General features: G+C 74.6%; 10 protein-coding genes. 4 read left to right on the top strand and 6 right to left on the bottom strand.

The window, feature by feature from the left end:
* Window positions 1-43: 43 nt before the first annotated feature.
* A complete protein-coding gene (locus D7294_RS02855; RefSeq protein WP_120674988.1) occupies window positions 44-766 on the top strand; it encodes an SACE_7040 family transcriptional regulator in 723 nt (240 codons plus the stop codon).
* Window positions 767-1,278: 512 nt separating this feature from the next.
* On the opposite strand, the gene D7294_RS02850 is transcribed toward D7294_RS02855, so the two are convergent.
* Entirely contained in the window at window positions 1,279-2,910 is a 1,632-nt protein-coding gene (locus D7294_RS02850) for a tetratricopeptide repeat protein (protein WP_120674986.1), read from the bottom strand.
* A 305-nt stretch (window positions 2,911-3,215) separates the two neighbouring features.
* Window positions 3,216-6,272, bottom strand: coding sequence for a UPF0182 family membrane protein (locus tag D7294_RS02845; protein WP_120674984.1), 3,057 nt, complete (start codon window positions 6,270-6,272; stop codon window positions 3,216-3,218).
* 136 nt (window positions 6,273-6,408) lie between these two features.
* Between D7294_RS02845 and D7294_RS02840 the strand changes: the two genes are divergently transcribed.
* Window positions 6,409-7,023 carry a PPA1309 family protein gene (locus D7294_RS02840; protein ID WP_120674982.1) on the top strand — a complete coding sequence of 205 codons (615 nt, stop codon included), beginning with the start codon at window positions 6,409-6,411 and terminating at the stop codon, window positions 7,021-7,023.
* Between the two features lie 205 nt (window positions 7,024-7,228).
* On the opposite strand, the gene D7294_RS02835 is transcribed toward D7294_RS02840, so the two are convergent.
* The 4 genes from D7294_RS02835 to D7294_RS02825 all read right to left on the bottom strand — a co-directional run bounded on the left by D7294_RS02835 (window position 7,229) and on the right by D7294_RS02825 (window position 10,309).
* Window positions 7,229-8,323 (bottom strand): YlbL family protein, encoded by a 1,095-nt coding sequence (locus tag D7294_RS02835; RefSeq protein ID WP_120674980.1) that lies wholly within the window; start codon window positions 8,321-8,323, stop codon window positions 7,229-7,231.
* Window positions 8,324-8,348: 25 nt separating this feature from the next.
* Complete coding sequence (locus D7294_RS32180) at window positions 8,349-8,522, bottom strand: hypothetical protein (protein ID WP_174248247.1); 174 nt, start codon at window positions 8,520-8,522, stop codon at window positions 8,349-8,351.
* 149 nt (window positions 8,523-8,671) lie between these two features.
* Window positions 8,672-9,136 carry a molybdenum cofactor biosynthesis protein MoaE gene (locus D7294_RS02830; protein ID WP_120674978.1) on the bottom strand — a complete coding sequence of 155 codons (465 nt, stop codon included), beginning with the start codon at window positions 9,134-9,136 and terminating at the stop codon, window positions 8,672-8,674.
* A 9-nt stretch (window positions 9,137-9,145) separates the two neighbouring features.
* Window positions 9,146-10,309 (bottom strand): SDR family oxidoreductase, encoded by a 1,164-nt coding sequence (locus tag D7294_RS02825; protein WP_120674976.1) that lies wholly within the window; start codon window positions 10,307-10,309, stop codon window positions 9,146-9,148.
* Window positions 10,310-10,444: 135 nt separating this feature from the next.
* Here D7294_RS02825 and D7294_RS02820 point away from each other — a divergent pair, with 135 nt between their 5' ends.
* Together D7294_RS02820 and D7294_RS02815 are read left to right on the top strand one after the other, a co-directional pair.
* Window positions 10,445-11,935 carry a zinc-dependent metalloprotease gene (locus D7294_RS02820; RefSeq protein ID WP_120674974.1) on the top strand — a complete coding sequence of 497 codons (1,491 nt, stop codon included), beginning with the start codon at window positions 10,445-10,447 and terminating at the stop codon, window positions 11,933-11,935.
* On the top strand, window positions 11,932-12,510 hold the full coding sequence (locus tag D7294_RS02815) for an NUDIX hydrolase (protein WP_120674972.1): 579 nt from the start codon (window positions 11,932-11,934) through the stop codon (window positions 12,508-12,510). Before D7294_RS02820 ends, D7294_RS02815 begins: the two co-directional genes overlap by 4 nt.
* The last annotated feature ends 144 nt before the right edge of the window (window positions 12,511-12,654 follow it).

The raw sequence follows: 12,654 nt of genomic DNA, 5'->3' as shown, positions 1-12,654 counted from the left end.
CCGCTAACAGGCCCTGTCTACAATGGGTACTCATGAGGTACCGATGAACACACAGCCGACTCCCGCCCCTGCCCCGCCCCCCTCGCGGCCCGGGCGGGCTTCGCGCCCCGCGCGCCCGGCCCGCTCCGCGGGTTCCCCGGCCGCGGGCGGCCCGCCGGCCGCCCGGGGCGCCTCGGGGGCGCCGGAGCCGCGCCGCCAGCAGATCCTGCGCGCGGCCTCGGTGCTGTTCGCCGAGCGCGGCTTCCACGGGGTCGGGGTGGACGAGATAGGCGCCGCGGTCGGCATCAGCGGGCCCGCCCTCTACCGGCACTTCGTCGGCAAGGACGCCATGCTCGCCGAGCTGCTGGTGGGGATCAGCAGCAGCCTGCGGGACGGCGGCATCAGGCGCGTGGTCGAGGCGGCGGAGGCCGGGCTCGCGCCGGAGGCGGTGCTCGACTCGCTGATCAGCGGCCACGTCGACTTCGCGCTGCGCGACCGGGCGCTGATCACGCTGCACGACCGGGAGCTCGACCGGCTGCCCGAGCAGGAGCGCAGGCGGGTCAGGCAGCTCCAGCGGCAGTACGTGGAGCTGTGGGTCGAGGTGGTGCGCGAGGTGTACCAGGAGCTGCCCGAGGACGAGGCCCGCGCCGCGGTGCACGCCGTCTTCGGCCTGCTGAACTCGACGCCGCACCTCAGCCGCCTCGGCCGCGAGGAGATGGCGGCGCTGCTGCGGCGGCTGGCGCTCGGCGCCTTCGCCGCTGCCGCGGGCGCGAACGCGGGCGCCTGAGGTGGCCGCGGACGGCCCGGGCCGTCCGCACCGCCCGCCCCCGGAACGCCCGCCGGGCCCGCGGCCCGGGCCCGCTCCGGGGCCGCTCCCCTGACGTGCCTTCCCGGCGCGCCGGGGCCTCGCTCTCCGCCCTTCCCGAAACGCCTCCCCGGACCGTCGGCCGGACCCCCGTTCCGGGTCCGTTCCCGCGGCGCGCGCCCCCGGGCCGTTCCCCTGGCCACTCCCCAACCGCTGCCGCAACGCCCGGGCGCATCCAGGCCGCTCCCCCGGCCCGCTCCGGGAACCGGGGCCAGGGACGCCTTCCCGGGCCGTTGAAGGGGGCCCGGGATCGGGCCGTTCGCGCCGGTGCCCGGTCGGCGCCGTGGACCTCACCGGCCGCCGCACCCGCGGCCGGACACCGGCCGCCGGCGCCCGCCGGCCGACGCGCCCCGGAGGCGCCGGCCGGGCCCCCGCCCCGCCCCGGGGGCGCCGCCGGAGGCGGGCCGCAGGGGGGCGGGCCCCGGTGGCGCCGGCTAGGCGGTCAGCTCCTGGTGGAGGGCGTCGCGCAGCCGGGCCGCGCGCTCGGCCACCTCAGGCGGGCCGAGCTCGATGGCCCGGGTGCACCAGTTGCCGCCCTCGGTCAGGTCGCCGCGCCGCGAGGCGAGCAGCGCGAGCCGCAGCGCGGCCCGGCCGTGCCCGGCCTCGGCGGCCCGCCGCCACCACAGGGCGGCCTCGGGCTCCCCGCCCTCGCGGGCCAGCAGCAGCCCCAGGTTGAACGCGCCGTTGGGGCTGCCCGCCTCGGCCGCGGCCCGGTACCAGCGCGCCGCCTCCACGACGTCCCCGCGGGCCGCCGCGCACATGCCGAGCCTGACCTGCGCCCGCCGGTGCCCACGCTCGGAGGCCCAGGCGTACCAGCGCTCGGGCTCCTCCGTCTCGCCCTGCCGCTCCAGCAGCACGGCCAGCCGGAAGGCCCCCTCGACGCTGCCGCCCTCGGCGGCCTGCCGCAGCCACTTCTCGGCGCGCCGCTGGTCGGCCTCCGTGGCGCCGGGCCGCAGCAGCTCGACGGCGATCTGCAGGGCCGCCTCGGCGTGCCCGGCGCGCGCGGCCTGCTCGTACCAGTGCCGCGCCCGCTCGCCGTCCTCGCGCCCGGCGTGCAGAATGCCGAGGTTGAAGGCCGCGTCCACGCTGCCGGCCTCGGCCGCCTTGGAGAACCAGGGCTCGGCCCCGGCCGCGTCCCCGCGCTGCAGCAGCAGCACGGCCAGCGCGTTGGCCGCCTCCCGGTGCCCCGCGTAGGCGGCGCGGCGGTACCACTGCTCGGCCTGGGCGGTACGGCCCTGGGCCGCGCTGAGCAGCGCCAGGTTGAACGCGCCGTTGATGTCCCCGGCGTCCAGGGCGGCCCGGTACCAGCGCTGGGCCTCCTGCCGCTCGCCGCGCTGGGCGTGCAGCGCGCCCAGGGCGTTGGCCGCGGGGCCGTCGCCCTCCCTGGCGGCCCGGCGCCACCAGCGCTCGGCGCGCTCCTCGTCCCCCGCGTCGCGCAGCAGGAAGCCGAGCGCGCTCGCCGCGCGCGCCTCGCCCGCCTCGGCGGCCTCCAGGTACCAGCGGCCGGCCTCGGTGACCTCGCCGCGCTCCTCGAGCAGCGAGCCGAGGCGCAGCGCGGCGCGGCGGTGCCCGCGGGCCGCGGCCTGCCGCAGCCAGGGCTCGGCCGCCGCCGGCTCCTGCCGCGCGGCCAGCAGGGCGTAGCGGTAGGCGCCCTCGCGGTGGCCGCGCTCCGCGGCGGCGCGGAACCAGCGCGCGGCCTCGGCAGAGCCGCGGTGGTCGAGGAGGTCGGCCAGGGCGTAGGCGCCCGAGGCGTGCCCCGACTCGGCGGCCTGGCGCAGCCAGTACTCGGCCGCCGTCTCGTCCCCGCGCTCGCGGTGGTGGCGGCCGAGCGCGTGGGCCGCCGGGGCGGAGCCGGCCACGGCGGCGATCCGCCACCACTCGGCGGCCTCCTCGCCCCGGCCGGACTGGTGCAGCAGCACGCCCAGGTTGTTCGCGGCGGAGCGCTCGCCGTCGGCCGCGGCGGCACGCAGCGGCGCCTCGGCGCCGTCCAGGTCACCGAGGCTCAGCAGCCGCGCGCCCTCGGACGCGGCGGCCCGACTGCTCTCGAACCTGGCGTTGTCCCCCATAAGGTCCATAGTCGCACCACCTGAAACCTGCGTACACCTGGTATACCGCAGCCAGTGAAGTCACTTCAGCGGTTTATCGACTTCCCGACATGGATACCCGCAAACACCGGCTGGGCCGCGGACTTGCCCGGGGTCGACACGCAGTATGACGCCCCCCACTGTCACAGCAGGTCAGCGTGCGCGGGCCCCAACGGCAGAACAGATGCGCAAGGTTGACGAACGGCGCACACGAGATCCACACGAAAGGCGAAGGGCCCGGAGCCGGTGTCCACCCGCTCCGGGCCCTCGCGTGCGCGGTGGAGGCGCTAGCCGTCGCCTCCCCCGGCGTCGCCGGTGTCGCCACCGCCGCCGCCCGCGTCGCCCGCGGTGCCCTCACCGCCGTCGCCGCCACCGCCGCCGCCACCGTCCGCGGAGCCCTGTCCGCCCGTGCCGGACGACTCGCCGCGCAGCTCCTCCATCCGGTTCAGCGCGTCCTCCAGGCGGTCCTGGGCCTCCGCATAGGCGCCCAGGTCCTGGTCGGCCAGCGCCTGCTGGCTGTCCTCCCAGGCCTGCGTCGCCTCGTCGATGGCCTCCTGGAGGGTCGCGTCGGTGGAGGAGTCCTGGTCCTCGTCGCCCGGCGGCGGTTCCTCCGGCGGTTCGTCACCGGATTCGGTGACACCGAAGACGACGTTCAGCGCGTCCTCAAGGGTGTTCTCGAAGGCGGTGTGCTCCCCGTAGGTGACCAGCACCTTCCGCAGCAGCGGGTAGTTGGTGCTCGCGCCGCGGACGTAGACCGGCTCCACGTAGAGCAGGCCGCCCTCCAGGGGCACGGTCAGCAGGTTGCCGTACTCGACCTCGGAGTCCCCCCGCTGGAGGATGTTGATCTCCTGGGCGATGTCGGGATCGGAGTTGAATCTGCTCTGCACCTGCTGTGGACCCCACACCGTCGTGTTCGACGGGAGGGTCAGGATTCTCATCGTGCCGTAGTCGTCGGATCTGGGATCGGAGTCCACCGCCATGTACGACGCGAGGGTGTCTCTGTTCAGCGGCGTGAACGTCGTGGTGAGCGAGAACGCCTCGTCGTCCTGGTCGGGCATCCGCATGCTCAGGTAGTACGGCGGGACCGACTGCCCGGTGTGCGTCGGGTCGTCGGGCACCTCCCAGCGCTCCGAACCGCTGTAGAACTGGTCGGCGCCGTCCACGTGGTAGCGCTGAAGCAGGTCGCGCTGCACCTTGAACAGGTCCTGCGGGTACCGCAGGTGGTCCAGCAGCTGCGGGCTGATGTCGTCCCGGTCGTGCACCGTGCCGGGGAAGGCGTTCATCCACGTCCGCAGCACCGGGTCCTGGGTGTCCCACTGGTAGAGCTCGACGTCGCCCGAGTAGGCGTCGACCGTCGCCTTCACCGAGTTGCGGATGTAGTTGACCTGGTTCTCCTGCGTGATCACGTCGCCCTGGCTCTCGGTGAGCGAGGTCTCCGTGGCGTCGCCGAGGGTGGTGCGCGCCGAGTACGGATAGCCGTTGGTCGTGGTGTACGCGTCCACGATCCACAGGATGCGGCCGTCCACCACCGCCGGGTACGGGTCCCCGTCGATCGTCAGCCAGGGCGCGACGGCCTCCACCCGCTCCTTCGGCGTCCGGTTGTACAGCAGGCGCGAGCCGTCGCCGATCGCCCCCGAGTACAGGATCTGCGGATCGCCGAGCGTCAGGGCGTAGGCGGCGCGGTTGAAGTAGTTGTCCAGCTCGACGCCGGCGTCGCCCTCGTAGCTGTACTCGACCTCGCCGTCCTCGCCCGCGTAGTCGATCTCCTGCTGCGGGCCCCCGACGATCGAGTACTGCGTCGTGTATTCGCCGAAGTAGATGCGCGGCTCGTAGTCCTGCATCTGCCCCTCCGGCGGGAGGTCCTGCTCGGTGAAGGTCGGCTGGCCGTTCTCCTGCACGTCGGTGCCGCTGGCGGAGACCACGCCGAAGCCGTGCGTGTACCGGAAGTGCTCGTTGATCCAGTTCCGCTCGGGGATCTCGTTGACGTTCATCTCGCGCAGGCCGATCACCGTGTCCTGCTCGGTGTCCTGCGCGGAGGCCGGCTCGTCGGAGCCGGCGTCCTGGCCTTCCCCGAAGGAGTACCGGTCCACGTCCAGGGTGCTCGGGAACTGGTAGTAGCCGCGGACCTGCTGGATCTGCTGGAAGGCCGGGGAGACCACGCTCGGGTCGAGCAGCCGGATGCTGGCCGTGTCGTCGACGGCCGCGCGCAGGTCCTCGGGCGAGGCGTCGCTCTCCCCCGAGTAGTCCTCGATCTGCGCGTCGGAGATGTCGTAGGCCGCCTTGGTGGCGTCCATGTGCTTCTGGATGTACGGCGTCTCCTTGGCTTGCTCGTTCGGCCGCACCTGGAACTGCTGCACCAGCGCCGGGTAGACCCCGCCGATCAGCACCGCGGAGAGCACCATCAGGCCCAGGCCGACCACCGGCAGCTGCCAGCCGCGCCGCCACAGCGCCGCGAAGAACAGCACGGCGCAGATCGCCGCGATGATCGTCAGGATCGTCTTGGCGGGCAGGTAGGCGTTGGCGTCGACGTAGCGCAGGCCGGTCCAGCCGTTCGCGTCGCGCAGGTCACCGCTCTTGAGGGCCAGGCCGTACCGGTCGAACCAGTAGGCCACCGCCTTCAGCGCCACGAAGAGGCCGAGCAGCACCGACAGGTGGCCGGTGGCCGCCTGGGTGATCCGGCTGCCCGGCGTGGTGAGGCGGACGCCACCGTAGAGGTAGTGCGTCAGCGCGGCCGAGATCAGCGAGAGCACGACCACGGCGAAGGCGAAGCCGAGCAGGAACCGGTAGAAGGGGTAGTCGAACGCGAAGAACGACACGTCCTTGTGGAACTGCGGGTCCTTGACCCCGAACGAGCTGCCGTTCACCCACTGCAGCCAGGTGCGCCAATGGCTGGAGGCCGAGGCGCCCGCGATCAGGCCGATGACGACCGAGATCGCGAGCACCACCCACCTCTTGTACGGGGCGATGCTCATGCGGTAGCGGTCGAGGTTCTGCTGCTCCATCGACATCGCGCTCAGCGGCGGACGCAGCCGGTGGGCGAGCCAGATGTTGAATCCGACCGCGAGGGCCATGATCACGCCGAACACCGCGAAGAGCAGCGTCCGGGTGAGCAGTTGCGTCCGGTACACGCTGGTGTAGTCGACCGAGCGATACCACAGCCAGTCCGTCCAGAACTGGGCGAAGATCGCAAAGGCGATCGCGAGTCCCGCCAGTATCCCCGCGGTGATCAGCAGGGTCTTGGCGCCTCTGGACGGTCGGCCCACGCTGAACCGCGGCCCGCCAGGGCCTCTGGGACCGCGGGGCCCGCTCGGCCCGTTGGGCCCGCGGCTGCCCCGGTCCGGCATCTGGAAAGCCAAGGTGCGCACCTCAAAGATTCGCAGTGGTCGAAGCAGGGCCGGACATGGGAACGGCCCACTCGACTAACTTACTCACGCTTTACTCGGTTCCCGCTTTTGGGGTATGAGACGGCACGATAGGCCCATGGACAACATTCCCACCGGCGCTCCCGGGGCGACTCCGCTCGCCGCCGACCCACTGACCAGGGCCGTTCTCGAAATCGACGAATATGTCGGCGGACTTGGCTGGGATCGCCCCGCGCTGCTGTTCGCCCTCGTCGACACCGCGCGGCTGCGCGAGGAGGAGCCGGGCCTGGCCGAGCGGCTCGGGCTCGGCGAGTCGCCGGACGAGCCGGAGACGGCGGGCGGGGAGGAGACGGCGGGCGCGCCGACGGCACAATTCACCCTTACCCCCATCGAACAGGACGAACTGCCCGAGGGGGTTCCGCTCGACGAGTTCCTCGGCACGATCGCCTGGCCCGATTCGGTGGCCGGCTGTGCGCTCAGCGTGGAGCGGCTGATGCTGCCGCCGAGCGCGGAGGCGGAGCTGCCCGAGGGCCTCGGCGAGGCGGAGCTGAACCGCTGGGTCGCCGACCACCCCGAGCGGCAGGAGGTGCGGATGACGGTCGGGGTGCTGCGCGACGGACGCCGGGAGTCGGCGCTGCGGCTGCGGGAGAAGGACGCGCCCACCGAGGTGCTCACCGGCCCGGACCTGGTGCCAGGGCTGGCCGCGGCGCTGAGCGCCACCTTCGAGGAGTGACGCGGACCGGCGGGGACTGACGAGAACCGGCGGGGACTGACGAGAACCGGCGGGGACTGACGAGGATCTTCGAGCACCGGCGAAGACCGAGCCTCCGGGGACGCGTGCCCCACGGGAAGGGGCGCGCGAGGAAGGTACGGGCTCCGGCGGGCGGGGACGCCCCGGCCCGCCCCCGGCCCGGCCGCCCGTCCTCGGCGGGCCGGCCTCAGCCGGCCGTGCAGAGCGGCAGGTCGCCGGTGTGGTGCCCGCGGATGTCGGCCAGGGCGTCGAGGGCATCCTGGAGCGTGCCGATCCGCACCAGGGTCAGCCCGTCCGGCGGGTCCTCGGCGGCGGCCGCACAGTTGTCCTCCGGGGTGAGGAAGAACTCGGCGCCCGCGTCCCTGGCCGCGATCGTCTTCATGGTCACCCCGCCGATCGGCCCGACGTTCCCGTCGTCGTCGATCGTGCCCGTGCCCGCCACGAACGCCCCGCCGGTCAGGTCGCCCTCGGTGAGCCGGTCGATGATCCCCAGCGCGAACATGGTCCCGGCGCTCGGCCCGCCCACGTCGGCCAGCTGGATGTCGATGTCGAACGGGAAGCTGTGGCTGACGCTCGCCTGGATGCCGACGATGGCCCGCTGGTCCTCGGGGGCCGCGGCCGTGGTGACGGTGACCTCCGTGGCCTCGTCGGCCGGCACCGGGTCCCCGGCCTCCTGGGCGGCCCGCGTCTGCTCCGCCGGCACGATGGTGAAGACGGTGTCCTCGCCCGGGTCGTGCCGGGTGACCAGCTCGGCGACCTCGGCCGGCGCGGAGACCTCGGTGCCGTCCACGGCGATGATCGCGTCGCCCGCGTGCAGCACGCCCTCGGCCGGGCCGCCCTCGACCACCGAGCCGACGATCGTCTGCGCCGGCACGTCGTAGTGGAGCTGGCGCAGCGCGGCCACCTTCGCGCTCTCCTGGGAGGCGGTGAACTCCTCGGCGTTCTGCTCCTCGACCTGGTCGGCCGAGACATCCGAGGGGTACAGGGTGTCGTAGGGCACCACCGCGGTGTCGTGGGCCAGCCAGCCGTAGGCGGCCTCCAGCAGGTTCATCCGGTAGTTGACGCCGGTGACGCGCACCGTCGTCATGTTGAGGTGCCCCGAGGCCGGGTAGGTCTCGTGCCCGTGGATGTCGATCACGGGCTCGCCGTCGTTCTCGCCCAGCGTGTTCACCGTGGGCCCGGGGGACATCTCGGCGTAGGGCACGTGGATGAGCACGCCCGCACACAGGAGCCCTATCAGCAGGAGCGTCGACGTCAGCAGGGTCGCGGTACGGCGTGGCATGCCCCGACAGTACGGGACCGCCCCCTCAGCTGTCGGCGGGGGCCCTCTCCATCGCCGCGCGGAACGCCTCGTAGCCCCGCACCCCGGCGTGATCGCGGACGCCGCGCTTGTTCTCCCGGCGGCGGGTGGCCCAGGCACTCCACAGCCCTGCCACGAAGGCTCCGGCGACGGGAATCAGCAACCAGACCAGGACCGACACGAGCAACCTCCCAACCCGGCCATCAACACGCCGTCTCTCCAACGCTGGTTCGCAGGGCCGGGTTACGCAACCCGGCGCGGGCCCGCACCCCGGTCCACGGGCCTGGTCCCCAGGCCGGGCCACGGGGTGGGTGCGGGGGTTCTCCCAGGTTACGCGTGGGCCCCGACCCATTCGCGGCCGCCGTCCGCGAAGGTCTGGTGCTTCCAGATGGGGACCTGGGACTTGAGGTCGTCGATCAGGCGCCGGCAGGCCGCGAACGCCTCCGCCCGGTGCGGGCAGGCGACGGCGACGACCACCGCGAGCTCCCCCACGGCCAGCTCCCCGACGCGGTGCACCGCGGCCAGCGCCCGCACGGGGAAGTCGGCGGCCACCCGCTCGGCGACCCGGCGCAGCTCGGCCTCGGCCGTGGGGTGCGCCGTGTAGGCCAGTGAGGTGACGGCCGCGGCCTCGGTCCGCCCCTCGTCGTCGTGGTCGCGGACGGTGCCGGCGAACAGCGCGGTGCCCCCGGCGGCCGGGTCGCCGACCGCGGCGAGCACCTCGTCCACGGACAGGGGGGTGTCGCGGAGGGCGAGCAGCCTGATGCGATCGCGTTCCATGCCCCCATGGTCCCCCATGGCCACCGCTCAGCGGCGGCGGGCCCGCCTGGCGCGGCGCACCAGGGCGGCGGTGCCGACCAGCGCGACGGTGGCGCCCGCGGCGCCCAGCGTGGTGGCCGCGTCCTTGCGGCCGAGGCGGCGGCCCGCGACGGTGTGCCGGCCCGCGACCTCGTGCAGCAGCTCGGCGAGCACCTCCTCGTTGCTCCACCGCGGACGCCAGCCCGCCTCGTACAGCTTGCTGCCGCTGACCACCCACGGGTGCATCGTGTAGGCCAGGTCGCCCGCGGGCGAGGGCGTGAGGCCGAGCCGGTGCAGGCGGGCGGCGGCGCCCAGGGCCACCGAGGGCGGCAGCTCCATCCGGCGGATGCCGGACAGCTCCTCGACCTCCTCCTGTTCGAGCCAGCCGTCGCAGCCGACGGCCAGCTCGCCCTCGACCCGGTTGAGCGCGGCGAACTCCAGGGCGCTGACCAGGTCCTCCACGTGGCAGAACTGCCAGCGCGGCCGGGAGCCCGCCACCACGAGCAGCCGCGGCGACTCGAAGTAGCGGGTGAGCGCGGTGTCCGTGCCGCCGACGAGGACCGCGGGCCGCAGCACGGTGACGTTGAGCCCGGGGTGGGCCCGCGGCGCCCGCCTGGCCAGGCGCTCGATCTCCAGCAGGTCGCCGACGCAGGTGGCGTCGGCCGTGGCCCGCAGCTCGGCGTCCTCGGCGAGCGGGACGTCGTTGTCGGGAAGGGCGCCGTACACCATGGCCGAGGTGCACAGCACGACCCGCCGCACCCCGGCCGCGGCGGCGGCGGTCAGCACGGTCTGGGCGCCGCGGACGTTGTAGGCGGTGCGGGCGGCCGGGTCGGACTCCAGGTCGAGGTCGAGCGCGAGGTGCACGACCACGTCCACGGGGTCCACCCCTGCGGAGGACTCGCGCGGGGCGCCCGAGGCGCCGGCGCGGGCGGCACCCGAGGTGCGCAGCAGGTCGGCGATGGCCGGGTCGCGGATGTCCAGGGTGTGCCAGTCGGCGCCCTTGACGTCTCCCACGCGCTCGTCGAGGGCGAGCACCCGTTTCACGTCAGGGACGGCAAGCAGCCGCTCGGTGAGCAGGGCGCCGACCCCGCCTGCCGCGCCGGTGACCGCGACGGTCAGCGGGGCGTCGGGGCCGTTTCGCGCTGCGCGAACGGCTTGCTCCGGGGAACTCACAAGACCTCTCCAGCGGTTGGTTCTGGTACGACGTGCGCACGCCCATCCTGCCTGAGAGGTGTCTAGGCTGGGGGCACAGACCAGCGAATTACAGGCACGTTGGTTCCGTCCGACCACATAGAGCCGAGGATTCCCGTGAGTGACTTTCCCTTCGGATTCGGCCTCCCGGAAGAGCCGGACGACGGCGAATCCGGCCGGAGCTCCGGCAAGAAGGGGGGCGGCGGGCAGGGCCCCGCCGACAACCCGCTGGCCGCGCTGTTCGGCTCCATGGGCGGCCGGATGAACCCGCAGGACCTGGGCGCCGCCTTCCAGCAGCTCGGCCAGATGCTGTCCTACGAGGGTGGCCCGGTCAACTGGGAGCTGGCGCGCAGCGTGGCCAGGCAGTCCGTGGCCCAGGGCGCCCAGGACGGCTCGAAGGACCGCAGCGTGGGCGCCGCGGAGCGGGCCGCCGTGGCGGAGGCGCTGCGGCTGGCCGACCTGTGGCTGGACGGGGTGACCTCCCTGCCCTCCGGCGCCGGCACGGCGGTGGCCTGGAGCCGGGCCGAGTGGGTGGAGGCCACGCTCCCGGTGTGGCGGGAGCTGGTCGACCCGGTGGCCGAGCGGGTCGGCGCCGCGATGGGCAACGTGCTGCCCGAGGAGATGCAGGCCATGGCGGGCCCGCTGCTCGGGATGATGCGGTCGATGGGCGGCGCCATGTTCGGCACCCAGATCGGGCAGGCGGTCGGCGTCCTCGCCGGCGAGGTCGTCGGCTCCACGGACATCGGGCTGCCGCTCGGCCCCGCGGGCAAGGCGGCGCTGCTCCCGCAGAACGTGGCGGCCCTCGGCGAGGGCCTCGGCCTGGACGAGCGCGAGGTCAGGCTGTACCTGGCGCTGCGCGAGGCCGCCCACCAGCGGCTCTTCGCGCACGTGCCGTGGCTGCGCTCGCACCTGTTCGGCGCCGTGGACGGCTACGCCCGCGGGATTCAGGTGGACACGGCCAAGCTGGAGGACATGGTCGGCCAGCTCGATCCCTCGCGGCCCGAGGAATTGCAGGAGAAGCTCCAGCAGGGCCTGTTCCAGCCGGAGGACACCCCGCAGCAGAAGGCGGCGCTGGCCCGCCTGGAGACGGCGCTCGCGCTGGTCGAGGGCTGGGTGGACGCGGTGGTGCACGCGGCGGCCGAGCCGCACCTGCCCTCGGCGGCCGCGCTGCGCGAGACGCTGCGCAGGCGCCGCGCCTCCGGCGGTCCCGCCGAGCAGACCTTCGCCACGCTGATCGGCCTCGAACTGCGGCCGCGGCGGCTGCGGGACGCGGCCCGGCTGTGGGCCTCGCTGACCGACGCCAGGGGCGCCCAGGGCCGGGACGCGCTGTGGGCGCACCCGGACATGCTGCCGACCGCGGCCGACCTGGACGACCCCGACGGCTTCGTGCACCGCGAGCAGCTGGACTTCTCCGAGCTCGACCGGCTGCTCGGGGACGCCGCCGGAGAGCGCGGTCCCCGGCTCGGCAAGGACGGCGAGGACGGCGAGGAGGGCACGCCCGGCGGGCACGGCGAGGCGGCGGGCGAGGACGGCAAGGACGGCGGGGAGGAAGGCGGCGGGGCCGCGGACGGGGACGGCGGCCGGGGCGGGGACGGCCCTCGCCCGTGAGTCTGCACGGGGACGCCTCCCGGGTGCTGCGCGGGTGGGCCGCGCCCGACGGGGCCCAGGAGGAGCTGCGCCTGGCCTACGCCGCGCACCTGTCCGCCCACCCGGACGGCATGTGGCGCTCCTGCGCCGCCGGGCACGTCACGGCGAGCGCGCTGGTGGTGGACCCGGCGGACGGCCGGGTCCTGCTCACCTTCCACCGCAAGCTCCGGGCCTGGCTGCAGACCGGCGGGCACTGCGAGCCCACGGACGCGACGCTCGCGGGCGCGGCGCTGCGCGAGGCCACCGAGGAGTCCGGCATCGAGGGGCTGCGGCTGCTGCCCGAGCCGGTCGGCCTGGACCGGCACCGCACGCCCTGCGCCGTCCACCTCGACGTGCAGTACGCCGCCCTGGCCCCGGCCGGGGCGCGGGCGGTGCGCAGCGAGGAGTCCCTGGACCTGCGCTGGTTCCGCTACGACGAGTTGCCGGGAGTCGCGGACGACTCCGTGCTGCGGCTGGCCACGCGCGCCAGGGCGCTGGTGGAGGGGAGCGAGACCCGGCCGGGCCCCGGGGGCGCCGGGCCGCTGCCCGGGCGCTGAGGCGCGCGCCGGGGGTTGCGTCCTGGGATTGCGGCCACGCGCCGGGGATGGCGGCCACGCTTCGGGGGTTGCGGCCGCGGTCCTGGTGGGTACGCTACGGCGGCCGGGAGGCCGGCCACGGCCGGGGCGCCCGGTTGCGGCGGC

Origin of the sequence: Streptomyces hoynatensis (assembly GCF_003626535.1) — a bacterium.
In the GTDB taxonomy this organism is placed as follows: domain Bacteria; phylum Actinomycetota; class Actinomycetes; order Streptomycetales; family Streptomycetaceae; genus Streptomyces; species Streptomyces hoynatensis.
This window is presented reverse-complemented; position numbering and strand designations above follow the sequence as displayed.

What these genes read in the sequence shown, in the direction of transcription:
- D7294_RS02855 (WP_120674988.1), top strand. Translation starts at nt 44, where the DNA reads ATGAACACACAGCCGACTCCCGCCCCTGCCCCGCCCCCCTCGCGGCCC.
- D7294_RS02850 (WP_120674986.1), bottom strand. Translation starts at nt 2,910, where the DNA reads ATGGGGGACAACGCCAGGTTCGAGAGCAGTCGGGCCGCCGCGTCCGAG.
- D7294_RS02845 (WP_120674984.1), bottom strand. Translation starts at nt 6,272, where the DNA reads ATGCCGGACCGGGGCAGCCGCGGGCCCAACGGGCCGAGCGGGCCCCGC.
- D7294_RS02840 (WP_120674982.1), top strand. Translation starts at nt 6,409, where the DNA reads ATGGACAACATTCCCACCGGCGCTCCCGGGGCGACTCCGCTCGCCGCC.
- D7294_RS02835 (WP_120674980.1), bottom strand. Translation starts at nt 8,323, where the DNA reads ATGCCACGCCGTACCGCGACCCTGCTGACGTCGACGCTCCTGCTGATA.
- D7294_RS02830 (WP_120674978.1), bottom strand. Translation starts at nt 9,136, where the DNA reads ATGGGGGACCATGGGGGCATGGAACGCGATCGCATCAGGCTGCTCGCC.